At 69.7% G+C, this 15370-nt stretch carries 12 protein-coding genes and 1 tRNA gene; 10 read left to right on the forward strand and 3 right to left on the reverse strand.

Features of this window, described 5'->3' with window-relative positions:
- Positions 1–31: 31 nt before the first annotated feature.
- Complete coding sequence (locus BLU77_RS19180; RefSeq protein ID WP_089774786.1) at positions 32–1837, reverse strand: ABC-F family ATP-binding cassette domain-containing protein; 1806 nt, start codon at positions 1835–1837, stop codon at positions 32–34.
- Between the two features lie 92 nt (positions 1838–1929).
- Between BLU77_RS19180 and BLU77_RS19185 the strand changes: the two genes are divergently transcribed.
- A complete protein-coding gene (locus tag BLU77_RS19185) occupies positions 1930–2598 on the forward strand; it encodes an alpha/beta fold hydrolase (RefSeq protein ID WP_089774788.1) in 669 nt (222 codons plus the stop codon).
- Positions 2599–2625: 27 nt separating this feature from the next.
- Here BLU77_RS19185 and BLU77_RS19190 read toward each other — a convergent pair whose 3' ends face one another.
- The gene (locus BLU77_RS19190) at positions 2626–3120 is read right to left on the reverse strand and encodes a MarR family winged helix-turn-helix transcriptional regulator (RefSeq protein WP_089774790.1); all 495 of its coding nucleotides are present in this window, start codon (positions 3118–3120) and stop codon (positions 2626–2628) included.
- Positions 3121–3166: 46 nt separating this feature from the next.
- The gene (locus BLU77_RS19195) at positions 3167–3808 is read right to left on the reverse strand and encodes a TetR/AcrR family transcriptional regulator (protein WP_089774792.1); all 642 of its coding nucleotides are present in this window, start codon (positions 3806–3808) and stop codon (positions 3167–3169) included.
- 117 nt (positions 3809–3925) lie between these two features.
- Here BLU77_RS19195 and BLU77_RS19200 point away from each other — a divergent pair.
- The 9 genes from BLU77_RS19200 to mfd all read left to right on the forward strand — a co-directional run bounded on the left by BLU77_RS19200 (position 3926) and on the right by mfd (position 15202).
- A tRNA-Gln gene (locus BLU77_RS19200) sits at positions 3926–3997 on the forward strand.
- Between the two features lie 67 nt (positions 3998–4064).
- Positions 4065–5654 (forward strand): bifunctional UDP-N-acetylglucosamine diphosphorylase/glucosamine-1-phosphate N-acetyltransferase GlmU, encoded by a 1590-nt coding sequence (gene glmU, locus BLU77_RS19205; protein WP_089774794.1) that lies wholly within the window; start codon positions 4065–4067, stop codon positions 5652–5654.
- Positions 5655–5691: 37 nt separating this feature from the next.
- A complete protein-coding gene (locus BLU77_RS19210; protein ID WP_089774796.1) occupies positions 5692–6672 on the forward strand; it encodes a ribose-phosphate diphosphokinase in 981 nt (326 codons plus the stop codon).
- A gap of 231 nt (positions 6673–6903) precedes the next feature.
- On the forward strand, positions 6904–7548 hold the full coding sequence (locus tag BLU77_RS19215) for a 50S ribosomal protein L25/general stress protein Ctc (protein WP_089774799.1): 645 nt from the start codon (positions 6904–6906) through the stop codon (positions 7546–7548).
- Between the two features lie 10 nt (positions 7549–7558).
- Positions 7559–8158 carry an aminoacyl-tRNA hydrolase gene (gene pth / locus BLU77_RS19220; RefSeq protein WP_089774800.1) on the forward strand — a complete coding sequence of 200 codons (600 nt, stop codon included), beginning with the start codon at positions 7559–7561 and terminating at the stop codon, positions 8156–8158.
- Between the two features lie 74 nt (positions 8159–8232).
- Positions 8233–9852, forward strand: a complete 1620-nt coding sequence (locus tag BLU77_RS19225; protein ID WP_139177856.1) for a hypothetical protein — start codon at positions 8233–8235, stop codon at positions 9850–9852.
- Positions 9849–10124: a hypothetical protein gene (locus BLU77_RS19230; RefSeq protein ID WP_139177857.1), complete on the forward strand. Its 276-nt coding sequence runs from the start codon at positions 9849–9851 to the stop codon at positions 10122–10124. The genes BLU77_RS19225 and BLU77_RS19230 overlap by 4 nt, the downstream gene beginning before the upstream one ends.
- 70 nt (positions 10125–10194) lie before the next feature.
- Positions 10195–11436 (forward strand): outer membrane protein assembly factor BamB family protein, encoded by a 1242-nt coding sequence (locus BLU77_RS19235; RefSeq protein WP_175477225.1) that lies wholly within the window; start codon positions 10195–10197, stop codon positions 11434–11436.
- Positions 11437–11545: 109 nt separating this feature from the next.
- Positions 11546–15202, forward strand: a complete 3657-nt coding sequence (gene mfd, locus BLU77_RS19240; protein ID WP_089774807.1) for a transcription-repair coupling factor — start codon at positions 11546–11548, stop codon at positions 15200–15202.
- Positions 15203–15370: the final 168 nt, after the last annotated feature.

Here is a 15370-nt window from a genome sequence, read left to right on the forward strand (position 1 = left end):
CCTCGCATCTCCCGGGCTGTCGCAGGACCCGTCAGAGGTGCTCGCTCACCTCGAGCCACTCCTCCTCGAGGGATTCCTGCTCGCTCTCCAGCGCCCGAATCCCGTCCATCTCCTGCGCCAGGCCGGCAAAGTCGGTCTGATCGTGATCGGCCAGGGCGGTGCGTCGTCTCTCGATCTGCGAGCTGAGCTTGTCCATCCGGCGTTCCAGCGAGGTCAACTTCTTCTGCGCCGCACGGAGCTCAGCCCCGGACAGACCGCCCGCCGACACACCGCCATCAGAGCCGGACTGGCCACCGGATCGTCCGGGTCCGCCCGTGCTCGGCTGTGCGCGGCGCAGCCGCAGGTACTCGTCCACCCCGCCGGGCAGGTGCCGCAACCGGCGGTCCAGGATCCCGTACTGCTGGTCGGTCACCCGCTCCAGGAAATAGCGGTCGTGCGAGACGACGATGAGGGTACCGGCCCAGGAGTCGAGCAGGTCCTCGATCGCGGCGAGCATGTCGGTGTCCAGGTCGTTCGTGGGCTCGTCCAGGATCAGCACGTTCGGCTGATCGAGCAGGATCAGCAGCAGCTGCAGGCGGCGCTGCTGCCCACCGGAGAGGTCCTTGACCGGAGTGGACAGCTGCACCGCCGAGAAGCCCATCCGCTCCAGGAGTTGCCCGGGGGTGAGCTCGGCCGCCTTCGACCCGGTGCCGATCGTGTAACTGGTCCGCAGCCGGGAGATGACCGTCCGGACGGGGTCCTCGAGGTGCTCGTCGAGCTCGTCCATCCGCTGGGTGAGCGTGGCCACCTTGACCGTCTTGCCACGCTTGACCCGGCCGGCAGTGGGGGTGACGGTGCCGTCGATCAGTCCGAGCAGCGTGGACTTGCCGGCACCGTTCACGCCGAGGATGCCCGTCCGCTCGCCCGGAGCGATCCGCCACACCACCTCGCTGAGGACCTGGTGGTCGCCATAGCTGACGTCGACGTCGAGGATGTCCACCACATCCTTGCCCAGCCGGGAGACCGCCAGGGACTGCAGGGTGGTGGCGTCGCGCACCTCCGGCTCGTTCTCGATGAGCGCGTTCGCGGCATCGATGCGGAACTTCGGCTTCGCGGTGCGCGCCGGAGCGCCGCGCCGCAGCCAGGCGAGCTCCTTGCGGGCCAGGTTCTGCCGCTTCGCCTCGATCGAGGCGGCCTGCCGGTCTCGCTCCACCCGCTGCAGGATGTACGCCGCGTAGCCGCCCTCGAACGGCTCGACGATCCGATCGTGCACCTCCCAGGTGAGGGTGCACACCTCGTCCAGGAACCAGCGGTCGTGGGTGACCACCATCAACCCACCGGCGCCCGCCGACCAGCGGCGCTTCAGGTGCTCGGCCAGCCAGGTGATCGCCTCCACGTCCAGGTGGTTCGTCGGCTCGTCCAGGGCGAGCACGTCATGGTCACCGGCGAGCAGGCGCGCCAACGCCACCCGACGGCGTTGCCCACCAGAGAGCGTGCCCAGCCGCCCGTCCCAAGGCACGTCCGAGAGCAGTCCGTTGACGACGTCGCGCACCTTGGCATCGCGCGCCCACTCGTGCTCGGGGCCGTCCCCGACGACGGCGGCCGAGACGATGTCGTCATGGTCGAGCGTGTCGGCCTGGTCGAGCACGCCGATGGTGACACCGCCGCGCACCGTGACCCGCCCGGAGTGGGGAACCAGGCGACCGGCCAGCATTGCCATCAGGGAGGACTTGCCGTCACCGTTGCGGCCCACGATGCCGATGCGATCGCCGGCATTGATGCCGAGGGAGACCGAGTCGAAGACGGTCTTGGTGGGGAAGTCGAGGTGCAGGGCTTCGGCCCCGAGAAGATGCGCCATATCGCCTCCCAGGTTACCGGCGTCGCGTGGTGGTCCTGGGCCACTGTCACCGAAACGGTCTACCGTCGTATCCATCAGCAAAGGAGGAAACCATGGACATCATCCTGCTCGCGGGGCTGTGGCTGCCGCGGACGATCTGGGACGAGACGGTCGAGGAGCTGCAGGCGCTCGGGCATCGTCCGATCACGCCGGCCCTGCCCGGCGCCGACGACGGCGATGCGACGGCCACTCTGGAGGATCAGGTCGCGGCCGTGCTCGAAGCAGTCGATGCCGCGGACGGCCCGGTGGTGGTGGGTCACTCGGCGGCAGCGACACTGGCGTGGATCGCCGCGGACCGCCGGCCCGAACGGGTGGCACGGGTGATGCTGATCGGCGGGTTCCCGGCAGTACACGGAGCCGCCTACGCCGACTTCTTCCCGCTGGAGGGCGGGGTGATGCCGTTCCCGGGGTGGGGACCGTTCGAGGGACCGGACGCCGACGACCTCGACGCCGCGGCCCGGCAACGGATCGAGCAGGTGGTGGTGCCCGTTCCCGGACAGGTGGCGCAGGGCGAGGTGTCGCTGACCGATACGCGCCGGTTCGACGTGCCGGTCACGGAGATCTGCCCGGAGTTCTCTCCGGACGAGATGCGTGGCTGGATGGACGCCGGTGACATTCCCGAGCTGGCACAGGCCCGGCAGCTGGATGTCGTGGAGATCGCCTCCGGGCACTGGCCGATGGTGACCAAACCCATTGAGCTCGCAGAGCTGCTGGGGCGCTGAGGCGTGCCGTCCAGGTGAGGTGCGCCGTCAGGCCTCGACCTGGGTGAGCAGTTGGCGCAGGATGCGGGCGAGGTGCTCGTCCTCTCCGGTGTCGAGGGTGTCGAGCAGTTCCGTCTCGCGTCGGAGTAGGTCCTCCATGGCGGCGTCGACCACGTCACGCCCACGGTCGGTCAGCCGGACCCGCACCACCCGCCGGTCCACCTCGTCCGCGGTGCGCATCACCAGTCCGTGCACCACGAGGCGGTCGATCCGGTTCGTCATCGTTCCGGAGGAGACGAGCGTCTGCGCGATCAGGTTGCCAGGGGTGAGCTCGTAGGGCGGGCCGGAGCGTCGCAGCGCGGAGAGCACGTCGAACTCCCAGACCTCGAGCCCGTGCTGACTGAACGCGGCCCGGCGGGCTAGGTCGAGGAGCCGGGAGAGGCGCGAGATGCGCGAGAAGATGCGCAGCGGAGCCACGTCGAGGTCGGGACGTTCGCGGACCCAGGCCTCGACGATCCGGTCGACTTCATCCACCGCGGCCATGAACGAAGAGATTACTCGATATCGAGAGATCTCCGGTGTGCAGGTCTCAGTGCTTGTCCGGGCGGCGGCTGCCTCGTGCATGCGTGCGCACGGCGGCGCGGGTCAAGCGCGGGTCCGGGTCGAGTGCCTGGAGACCGTTCCAGGAGAGGTTCACCAGGTGGGCAGCCACCTCGTGCTTCTCGGGAGTGCGGGTCTCCAGCCACCACTGACCGGTCAGGGCGATCATGCCCACCAGCATCTGCGCATACATGGGGGCGGTGGCAGGGTCGAAACCCTGACGCTCGAATTGAGGCGTCAGGACCTCCTCCACCTGGGTGGCGACGTCGCCGATCAGCGAGGAGAACGTCCCGGTGGCCTGGGCCACGGGGGAGTCGCGGACGAGGATCCGGAACCCGTCGGTGTGCGTCTCGATGTAGTCGAGCAGGGCCAGCGCGGTGCGCTCGACGGTGACGCGCGGGTGCCCGCCCTCTTTGAGCGAGTCGGTGAGGGCGGCGAGCAGGATGGCCACCTCTCGGTCCACCACCACCGCGTAGACGCCTTCCTTGCCCCCGAAGTGCTCGTACACCACCGGTTTGGACACTTCCGCCCGAGCAGCGATCTCCTCCACGCTGGTGCCGTCGAAGCCTTTCTCAGCGAACAGAGCGCGGGAGACCTCGAGGAGCTGTTCGCGGCGCTGATGGCCCGTCATCCGGGGTCGAGGCGTTCGTCGGGTGGTGTCGCTCACACGACCATCATGCCGTGTGAGGAGAAACCGCGGCGCGCCGGTATGCTCGCATGCAGCCCGCGCACCGGCGTGCGCGGGCGGTCCGCCCTGGTGTAATGGCAGCACGCCGGCCTTTGGTGCCGTGTGGTCCGGGTTCGAATCCTGGGGGCGGAGCCGATCGGGATTCAGACGTCCACCCGAGCGGGTCGCTGGCCAAGGTTCAGCCGTTACAGTGGCCTGTGTGAGCCTGACGCCCCCCGCTGCCGTGATCATTCTCGCCGCAGGCCAGGGCACGCGGATGAAGTCCGCGACGCCGAAGGTCCTGCACCGTATCGCCGGGCGCTCGCTGCTCGGCCACGTGCTCCACTCGGCGCGCGGAATCAGCCCCGAGCGGGTCGCCGTCGTGGTGCGGCACGAGCGCGAGGCAGTCGCCGCGCACGCCCGCGAGCTGGCACCGGCCGTCGTGATCGCCGACCAGGATGAGATCCCGGGTACCGGTCGCGCCGTCGAGTGCGGCCTGCTCACCCTCGACGACGCAGTCCAGTCCGCGGCCCTGGCCGATCGGGACGAGCGTGACCCGCTGCAGGCCGTCGACGGCGGAGTCTCCGGGCCCGTGGTCATTCTCGCCGGGGACGTGCCGCTGCTGGACGCGGGCACCCTCGCCGCGCTCGTCGAGGCGCACAGCGCCGACCAGAACGCGATCACGGTACTCACCACGATCCTTGAGGACCCGACCGGCTACGGGCGGGTGGTCCGTGATGCCGAGGGGCAGATCGCCAAGATCGTCGAGCACCGCGACGCCTCGCCTGACGAGCTCGCGATCAAGGAGATGAACTCCGGTGTCTACGTGATGGACTCCGAGGTGCTGCGCTCTGCGCTGGCCAGGGTGGACCGGAACAACGACCAGGGCGAGGTGTATCTCACCGATGTGATGGCTCTGGCCCGGTCGGAGGGTCGGGCCGTGCGCGCTGTCGTCACCGACGATCCGATGCTCGTGGAGGGCGTGAACGACCGTGTGCAGCTCGCCACCCTCGGCGCGGAGCTGAACCGTCGGATCGTCATCGAATGGATGCGCGCCGGCGTCACCGTGGTCGATCCGGCCACTACATGGATCGACGGCGATGTGCGGCTCTCCCCGGACGTCGCCCTCCTGCCCGGCACCCAGCTGCACGGGGCCACCACCGTGGCCACTGGCGCCACCATCGGGCCGGACACCACCCTCACCGATGTTGAGATCGGCGAGGGCGCCACCGTCATCCGCACCCACGGATCCGGTTCACGGATTGGTGCGGGCGCCACGGTCGGCCCGTTCACCTACCTGCGCCCCGGTCTCAACCTGGGCGAGCGCGGCAAGCTCGGCGCCTTCGTCGAGGTGAAGAACTCCGAGATCGGCGCCGGCAGCAAGGTCCCGCACCTGTCCTACATCGGGGACGCCACCATCGGCGAGGAATCCAACATCGGTGCCGCGAGCGTCACCGTCAACTACGACGGCGTGCACAAGCACCGCACCGTGATCGGCTCGTATGCTCGAACCGGGGCAGACAACATGTTCGTGGCGCCCGTGCGCGTGGGTGACGGTGCCTACACCGGGGCGGGCACCGTCGTCAGGCGGGACGTCCCGGCCGGGTCGCTCGGGGTGACCACCGGCAATCAGCGCAACATCGAGGGCTGGACCGCCAGCCGCCGCCCGGGTACGCCGGCGGCCGAGGCGGCGGCCCGCGCCATCGAGCAGCCACTCTCCCCGCAGGCACAGGCCGAGGCCAGCCGACGCGAGGGCACCTCCGAACCCGCAGCGGGTGCCGATCCGGGCGCGCCCGTGACCTCCGAGTGATCCACTACCTGCAGCGCCGATGAGGAGCCCCTTGACGATGACAGGCATCACGAGCCACGGCGAGAAGCGATTGGTACTCGTCTCCGGACGCGCTCACCCCGAGCTCGCCCAGGCAGTGGCCGACGAGCTCGGCATCGAGGTGGTGCCGACCACGCTGTACGACTTCGCCAACGGTGAGATCTACGTGCGCTTCGCCGAGAGTGTGCGCGGGGCCGATGCCTTCGTGCTGCAGTCGCACACCGCTCCGATCAACGAGTGGATCATGGAGCAGCTGCTGATGACCGATGCGCTCAAGCGGGCCTCGGTGAAGCAGGTGACGGCGGTCATGCCGTTCTACGGGTACGCCCGCCAGGACAAGAAGCACCGCGGCCGGGAGCCGATCTCGGCCCGCCTGATGGCGGACATGTTCGCCACCGCGGGTGCCGACCGGTTGATGAGCGTCGACCTGCACGCCGCGCAGACCCAGGGCTTCTTCAACGGACCCGTGGATCACCTGTGGGCGATGCCGATCCTCACCGACTACGTCCGCACCCGGGTGGACCTGGGCAATGCGGCCGTCGTCTCCCCGGACGCCGGACGGATTCGGGTGGCCGAGCAGTGGGCGGCGAAGTTGGGCGGTGTACCGCTGGCCTTCGTGCACAAGACACGCGACATCACCCGCCCGAACCAGGCGGTCGCGAACCGGGTGGTCGGGGATGTGGAGGGTCGCGACTGCGTCCTGGTCGACGACCTCATCGACACCGGCGGCACCATCGCCGAGGCCGCCAAGGTGCTCATGGGCGCCGGCGCGAAGAGCGTGATCGTCGCGGCCACCCACGGGGTGCTCTCCGACCCGGCGGTGCGCCGGCTCACCGAGTCGGGTGCACGTGAGGTCGTCATCACCGACACGCTGCCGATCTCCGCGGACAAGCGGTTCGAACAGCTCACCGTGCTCTCCATCGCCCCGCTGCTGGCCCGCGCCATCCGTGAGGTCTTCGACGACGGCTCGGTCACCAGCCTGTTCGACGGCAACTCCTGACGGCGCGGGCTACCAGCGCCTCGTCCTCGCCGTCGCCGGACGGGTCCGGTGCAACGCCCAGGGGTGCTGTCGTGTAGGATGCTCCGGTTGCCTCGGCGAGGGATGAGTCGCGGGTCTGTCCCGCCTCGTCCGTGATCGACGCGGCGGATTCCCGGGCGGTTTCAGCCCTGGTGCGTCCTCCCGCGCTCGTTGCGCCAGGCCCGCCCACCATCCCCGTCCGGAGAGAATCCCATGGCTAACGAGAATCGCCTCACCGCGACCACCCGCACCGAGTTCGGCAAGGGCGCGGCTCGCCGTACCCGCCGCCAGGGCCTGGTCCCCGCCGTCCTCTACGGCCACGGCACCGACCCGGTGCACCTGGCGCTGCCCACGCACGACACGTGGCTCATCCTCAAGGACAACCCGAACGCGCTGCTCACCCTCGACATCGACGGTTCCAGCGAGCTGGCCCTGGCGCGTGATATCCAGCGCGACCCGGTCAAGTGGACCCTCGAGCACATCGACCTGATCCTCGTGCGCAAGGGTGAGAAGGTCGTCGTCGACGTTCCGGTGCACGTGGTGGGCGAGTCCGCCCCGGACACCATCCACACCCTCGAGCTCACCACGCTGAGCCTCGAGGCCGAGGCCACGCACCTGCCCGAGTACGTCGAGGTGTCGATCGAGGGCCTCGAGGAGGGCGACAACGTCCGCGCCGGAGAGGTCACCCTGCCGGAGGGCAGCGAACTGCAGAACGACCCGGAGGATGCCGTGGTCGTCATCTACATCCCGCGCGAGGAGCCTGCGGAGGACGAGGAGACCGAGGGCGACGAGGCTGAGGGGGCCGAGGCCACCGAGGTCGAGGGGTCTGCGGACTCCGCGCCGGCCGAGGAGTCCTGAGCGACCTGAGATGAGCACCGATCTGTGGCTGGTGGTGGGCCTGGGGAACCCCGGGCCCACCTACGCCGGGAACCGACACAATGTCGGACAGATGGTGCTCGACGCACTCGCCCGGGACGTCCCGGGCACCTTCGTCACGCACAAGTCCCGAGCCGCCGTCCTGGACGGTCGGCTCGGGACTTTGCCGTCGGGCGCCCCTGGGCCTCGCGTGGTGCTCGCCAAGCCGACGAGCTACATGAACCTCTCCGGCAAGCCCGTGGCCGCACTGATGCGGTTCTACGGGATCGAACCGGAACGCCTCGTCGTCGTGCACGACGAGCTCGACCTGCCGCCGGAGACGCTGCGCCTCAAGAAGGGCGGCGGTGAGGGCGGCCACAACGGGCTGAAGTCGATCTCGCAGGCGATCGGCACCCGTGACTACCTGCGCCTCCGGGTGGGGGTCGGTCGCCCACCGGGCCGGATGGACGCTGCAGACTACGTGCTGCGGGACTTCCCGGCTGCCGAACGTGAGGACCTGGCGGTCACACTCGTCGACGCCGCTGACGCGGTCACCGACCTGATCACCGAGGGCCTGCTGAAGGCCCAGACTCGCTGGCACGCGGCTCGCTGACGACAGCGGTGATGGGGAGATCTCCCCTCGGCCCGGATGGGTTCAGCACTCGGGCCTGAGTACCCTCGGTCCGTATGAGTGACCAGGGGGAGTGGACACCGCAGGGCCGACCTGTGACGGGGTGGCAGCAGAACATGCAGCCGCATCCACAGCCGCACGCGCAGTCTCCACCGTATCCACCGCCATCCCGGCCGCGCCGCGGTGGTTCGCCCTGGGGACTGCTCCTCGCGGTTCCCGCTGTCGTCCTGCTGGTCACCCAGCAGGTGCTGCCCGCGATACGCACGCTGCTGCTTGGGGTCGAGACCGGTGAGGGTCCGATCACCCGGTCGGTGCGCCCGGAGTTCGTCACCGGCATGCTCGCGACGTTCGGTCTGGGCGCCGCCTTCGCAACGCTCGGGCTCTGTCTCGGGCTCGTTGTCGGTGCTGCGCTCCGCCGTGGCAGCGCACTGCTCGCGCAGCTCGGGCTCGGCCTGCTCGGCCTCACGCTGCTGGCGTTCGCCCCGCTGCTGCACGGCATCGGTGTGCTGGACCGGTTCGGCATCGGTGCGCTGTGGCCGCATCTGGCGGTGCTGGTGCTGCCGACCTTGGTGATCGGCGGTGTGCTCGGCGCCATCTCCCGCTCCGCTCGGGTGACGACCGGAATCTCGGTGGCCGTGGTGCTCGCCGGCGCCGCATGGTCGGCCCAGACCGACATGGGGTATGTGATGGGCGCTGTCTCACCGGGGCACGACATCTACCGTCTCGGCTTCGCGATGATGGACCTCCAGGGAGCCGCCGTCCTGAGCGTGCTGCTCGCGGTGCCGGTCAGCATCCTCGGGATCGTGGCCATGCTGGTGCTCCTGGCGAGCCGCGCTCGTCTGCGGCTCGCCGACGGCCAGCGAGCCGGAAGCCCCGCCGGTGTGATCGGCGTCGTACTGTCGGTGGTCGCGGTCGTCGCCGCGGTAGTGGTGGCGTGGCCGTGGCTGGGGCAGACACTCTCCCTCGGCGGACCTGGCGTGGAATCAGCCGCGATCATGGCACGAACCCTGAGCCTCGATCTCGGCAATGCTGCAGTCCTGACCGTGATCTGCGGTGCGGCCGCGATCGGGATCGGCTACCTCCGCCCGATCGGCGCTGCCAGCCCGTGGCTGTTGCTGATCTTCTCCCCCTGGTTCTTCACCGGCCTCTTCCCGACGGTCGTGGCCCGCTTCGAGGTCGCGCGCGAGTCGGGCGGGCTGGGGGTCGAACCGTACGCCGGCCTCACCCCGCCATTCGTGGTGGTGCCGTTGCTGGTGCTGCTCACGTTCATCGCCGACGGTGCCCGCCGTGCCCGGGAGGAGGGCGGCCGCATCCCGTGGGGACGGAGCCTGGCGATCGGTCTGCTCGGCGTGGGATTCACGCTGTGGGTGCAACGTCAGACCGCGCTGCACACCTTCGTCTTCAGCTACGACACCGACGTTCCCTCCGCACAGTACGTCGTCCTGACCTCGTTCACCCGGATGGAGGACCCAGCGGTCGGGCTGCTGGTGCCGCTGCCGATGCTGATGATCGCCGCGTTCGTCTTCGCGCTCGGCGTGGCCGCGTTCGGGCGGATGTCCCTGGCCGTAGCCGGGACCGTTCCCGCGCGGTCGGTGACCGGCGTTCCACCCGGTGGCGCACCCCCAGGCCATGTTCCACCGCTCCCGGACCCGACCAGCAGGGAAGACCGGCCGTGAGCGCGCCCTCCAGCGCGCGAGGGACAGCGAGCGGCCGGCTCGGCCTGGCCGTGGGTCTTCTCGGCGGTGGCGTGCTCGTCCTGGCGGTCGCGCTGGGTGCTCCGTCCCTGAGTACCGACCGCAGTGGACTGAGCGCCCTGATCGTGGCCGTCTTCCTCGGCCTCGTCGCCGCCACGGCGGGTGTGTGGGCCTACGGCCTGGGCCGGGTCGCCCGGATGGTCGCGGTCGTGCTCGGCGTCCTCGGCGCCGTGTGGTGCGCACTGGCTGTTTGAGGCCGGGGTGCCTCCGCTACGGACGGCGAGGGCCGCCGTCGGGCTGCTCCTGGTCGTTCTGGGAGTCCTTGTGGCACCCAGTGACCCGTTCGGGCGGCCACGCCCGCCCTTGCGGCGCACCCTCCCGACGGCGGCCCTCGCCCTGGCACTACCGCTCGCCGTCATCGTCGTTCCACCATCGACTCCCGAGTCGTGGGTGCTGGACCGCAGCACCGCGGCCGCGGTCACCCCGGCCGATGTGCCCGGCTCCGATGTGGCCGAGAGGTGGCGCTGGACCGGTACGGAGGTGGTGGCGGTCGAACCCGCAGGAACGGGCCTGGTGGTCCTGGCCAGTGAGCAGGTCACTGCCTTGGACGGCCCCACCGGCGCGGAGGTGTGGCACTGGTTCCGTCAGGGAGTGCATGTCTCGGAGATCGGCGTGAGCCCAGACCATGCCACGGTGGTGATCCGATACGTCGCCGCCGGGGTGGACGGTCTGGACGTACTTGACGCCATCACGGGGCAACGGCTGTGGTCGGCGCAACCCGGCGGCCACCTCGACGACGCTCTCACCCGTCCGGCCGAGCTGCTCGTGACCGATGCCGCCGTGGTGCTCGGTCAAGGGGATGAGGGCTACCACGCCTACGGACTCCACGATGGCCGGGCACTGTGGGAACAGACGACCGGGTGCGACTCGATCGACATCCCGGTCTCGACCGTGCTGGTGCGTCGGGAGGACTGCGAGGCGCTCGGCGACGTGATCGGGATCGACAGTGCCGACGGCGCTGAGCTGTGGCGCTGGAACAGCGGCGGCCCGACTGCTCCGACCGAGTTCACCCCGACTGTGGTGGATGCGAACGGTGCCCTCGCGGTGCGGTTCAGCCGGGATGACGAGGCTCACGTCGGGCGAGTCGACCCCGTCACCGGGGAGATGGTCGATACTCCGCAGGCCGGTGCCGTCCAGCTGGTGATCTCCAGCGGGCCGTGGGACGTGCTTGATCGCCGCGACGAGCCGGAGGTCATCGATCCGGCCACGGGGGAGCGTGCCGTTCTCTCGCTCCCGGGTGAGAGCGACATGCGCCCGTGGTGGCACACCTGTAGCGCCGGGACCGAGCGCCTGTGGTGCTATGTGGACCAGCGGGACACCGATGGCGCGCTGGCGGCAGTCGACCCCGTAACCGGCCAGGCGAACCTGACAGAGCTGAACGTGGGTGGTGATCGCGTGCAGGAGCAGCGGATGCTGCCGGCCCCGGGCGTGATCGCGATGCTCGTGTGGGAGGGGCCATATCCGGGAGAACGGGACACCCTCATCGGATTCACCCAGCCCGGGTGATACGGCCCACGCCGGCCGTGTCGGTGCGCCCGAGTAGAGTGGTGCAGCAACCCGCGGACCGGTGCTTCCCTCGCCGCGGGCCGCTCGTGCTGCCCTGAAGAACGGACCCATGACACTCACCGGCGTGCTCCCCGCGTTCCGAGCCGATTCCGGCATCGCTGACCTCGTCGACGCCGTGCCTGCTCGGGGCACTCTCGACATCACCGCATCTGTCGGTTCGCGAGCGCCGCTCCTCGCCGAGCTCGCCACCCAGGCCGACCGACCGCTCACCGTGGTGGTGGCCACCGGTCGTGAGGCCGACGAGCTCGCCGCAGCGCTCGGGGCCTACCTGGACCCGGCTGGGATCGCGGTGTTCCCCGCATGGGAGACGCTCCCGCACGAGCGGCTCTCCCCGCGCAGCGACACGGTCGCGCGCCGGATCGCCGTGCTGCGCCGGCTCGCCCACCCGGACAGCGGAGAATCCGGCGGCGCCGAGGTCGGTGCCGGGGGATCCAGCGCGCCGGTCCGGGTACTCGTGCTCCCGGTGCGGGCCATGCTGCAGCCGGTCGTTGCAGGTCTCGGCGACCTCGAACCGGTCGCACTGCGCGCCGGGAACTCGGTGCCCATGGAGGACGTCGTCGACCGGCTGGTTGCGGCGGCCTACACCCGGGTGGACATGGTGGAGCGGCGCGGGGAGTTCGCCGTCCGGGGCGGACTGCTGGACGTGTTCGCCCCCACCGAAGCACACCCGCAGCGGATCGAGTTCTGGGGCGACGAGGTGGAGGAGATCCGTTGGTTCTCTGCCGCCGACCAGCGATCTCTCGAGGTCAGCGAGGACGGGATGTGGGCGCCTCCCACCCGCGAGATCTTACTCACCGACGATGTTCGCCAACGCGCCGCAGATCTGATCCCCACGCTGCCCGGAGCAGCGGAGATGCTGGAGAAGCTCAGCCAGGGCATCGCCGTTGACGGGATGGAATCGCTTGCTCCCGTGCTGGCCGGCGAGATGGTCCCATTCCTGGACCTCGTGCCGGGTGACGCACTGCTCGTGCTGCACGACCCGGAGCGGATCCGCCGCCGGGCACATGACCTGGTGGCCACCACCGAGGAGTTCCTCGCCGCTGCCTGGACCTCCGCCGCAGCCGGGGCGAACACCCCGATCGACCTCTCCCGCGCCAGCTTTGCCACGCTCGAGGACACGCGCGCGATCGCGCAGCGGCGCGGGCTCGGATGGTGGCGCGTCTCCGCGTTCAGCGCCGACGCCGAGCTGGATGAGTTCGCCGAGACCTCAGATGACCAGGTCCACCGCGGCATCGCCCTGGGAACCCGGGACGTGGAGGGGTATCGCGGCGAGACCGCCCGTGCCGTCGCTGATCTGAAGGACCTCACGCACGCCGGATGGCGGCTGATCCTGGTGACCGAGGGTGCCGGCCCGGCACGTCGGATGGTCGAACAGCTGCTCGAGGCTGACGTGCCGGCGCGGCTGGTCGCCGCGATCGAACCTGCAGGTCCGGAGGCCAGGGCAGGGGAGGACCCAGACCTGCCGCCGACCGGTGTGGTGCTCGTGACCACGGCCAGCATCGGGCGCGGATTCGTCGACGAAGAGCTGCGGCTGGCTGTCTTCACCGAGGCCGATCTCACCGGACGGGCCGGCACGTCCACCCGGGACATGCGCACGTTGCCGTCCAAGCGCCGGAACGTGGTGGACCCGCTCGCCCTTCGGCCGGGCGACTTCGTGGTGCACGAGCAGCACGGTGTCGGCAGATTCGTCGAACTCATCCAGCGCACCGTCGGCGTCGGCAAGTCCGCGGTCACCCGTGAATACATGGTGATCGAGTACGCCGCCTCCAAGAAGGGGCAACCCGGTGACCGACTGTTCGTGCCCACGGACTCCCTGGACCAGGTCACCAAGTACACCGGCGGTGAGTCGCCGAGCCTGAACAAGATGGGCGGCTCGGACTGGGCCAAGACCAAGGGCCGGGCCCGGCGCGCCATCAGGGAGATCGCCGGCGAACTGATCCGGCTCTACTCGGCACGGATGGCCACCGAGGGGCATGCCTTCGGTCCTGACACGCCGTGGCAGCGCGAGCTCGAGGACGCGTTCGCGTTCGTCGAGACGCCGGACCAACTCTCCAGCATCGAGGAGGTGAAGGCGGACATGGAGAAGTCGGTTCCGATGGACCGCCTCATCTCCGGTGACGTGGGCTACGGCAAGACTGAGATTGCCGTGCGGGCGGCCTTCAAGGCCGTGCAGGACGGCAAGCAGGTGGCCGTGCTGGTGCCCACCACGCTCCTTGTGCAGCAGCACCTGGACACGTTCGGTGAGCGGTACAGCGGCTTCCCTGTCACGGTCAAGGCGCTCTCCCGGTTCCAGACCGCGGCCGAGGCTGAGGCGACGCGCGAGGGAGTGCGCTCCGGTGCCGTGGACGTGGTGATCGGAACCCACCGCTTGCTCACCGGGGAGGTCCACTTCAAGAATCTGGGCCTGGTGGTGATCGACGAGGAGCAGCGATTCGGGGTGGAGCACAAGGAGACCCTGAAGCAGCTGCGCACCAACGTGGACGTGCTCGCGATGTCTGCCACCCCGATCCCGCGGACGCTCGAGATGGCGGTGACCGGGATCCGGGAAATGTCCACCCTCGCCACCCCGCCGGAGGAACGGCACCCGGTGCTCACGTACGTGGGCGCCTACGCGGAGAAGCAGATCGCCGCCGCGGTGCGGCGCGAGCTGCTCCGCGAGGGGCAGGTCTTCTACGTACACAACCGGGTCGAATCCATCGACCGCACCGCCGCCCGGCTCCGTGAACTGGTGCCGGACGCCCGGATCGCCGTGGCGCACGGGAAGATGAACGAGCACGAGCTGGAGCGCGTGATCGTGGACTTCTGGGAGAAGCGGTTCGACGTGCTCGTGTGCACCACGATCGTGGAGACCGGGCTGGACATCTCGAACGCGAACACCCTCATCGTCGAGCGCGCTGACGTGTTCGGCCTCTCCCAACTGCACCAGCTGCGCGGTCGCGTGGGTCGCGGTCGGGAACGTGCCTACGCGTACTTCCTCTACCCGCCGGAGAAGCCGCTCACCGAGACCGCGCACGAACGGCTGCAGACGATCGCCGCGCACACCGACCTCGGAGCCGGTATCCAGGTGGCGATGAAGGATCTGGAGATCCGCGGAGCCGGGAACCTCCTCGGTGGCGAGCAGTCCGGGCACATCGCCGGTGTCGGCTTCGACCTGTACGTGCGGATGGTCTCCGAAGCAGTCGCTGCATTTAAGGGAGAGGCGCCCCAGGAACTGGCCGATCTCAAGGTCGAGCTGCCGATCGATGCGCACGTCCCGCACGACTACATTTCCCACGAACGGCTCCGGCTGGAGGCGTACACGAAGCTCTCGCAAGCGTCCGACGCGGATGCGTTGGACGCCGTCCGGGAGGAGCTGGTGGACCGCTACGGACCGGTACCCCCGGCGGTGGAGCGGTTGTTCGCCGTCGCCAGGCTACGTGTGCAGGCCCGCGCGGTGGGGCTGGCCGACATCACCGCACAGGGCAAGTACATCCGGTTCGCGCCGGTCGAGCTGGCCGAGTCCGCCCAGCTCAGGCTCAAGCGCCTCTACCCGGGCACCGTGCTCAAGCCGGCCGTCCGGACCGTGCTCGTGCCCGGCCCGACGACGTCCCGGGTGGGCGGCACACCGCTGCGGGACGAGGCGCTGCTGACCTGGGTGAGCCAGTTGATCGACGCTGTGATCGACCCTCATGCGACTGTTGCGGCAGCCGCGACGGTGGCTCGCTGAGCTTCGAGTCAAGCGCGCGCCGACGATGAACGGCACGTGCGCATGGGGTGTGCTGTTCCCTGACAGTAAGAGGTGAGCGGGGGCGCACGTGGCCGCTGATGGTGTGCTACGGTCCATTCGGCCCACAACGCGCTGGGTCTCGGTCGGGGGATCGAAGTACAAGGTACC

It is taken from the genome of Ruania alba, assembly GCF_900105765.1.
GTDB lineage: Bacteria > Actinomycetota > Actinomycetes > Actinomycetales > Beutenbergiaceae > Ruania > Ruania alba.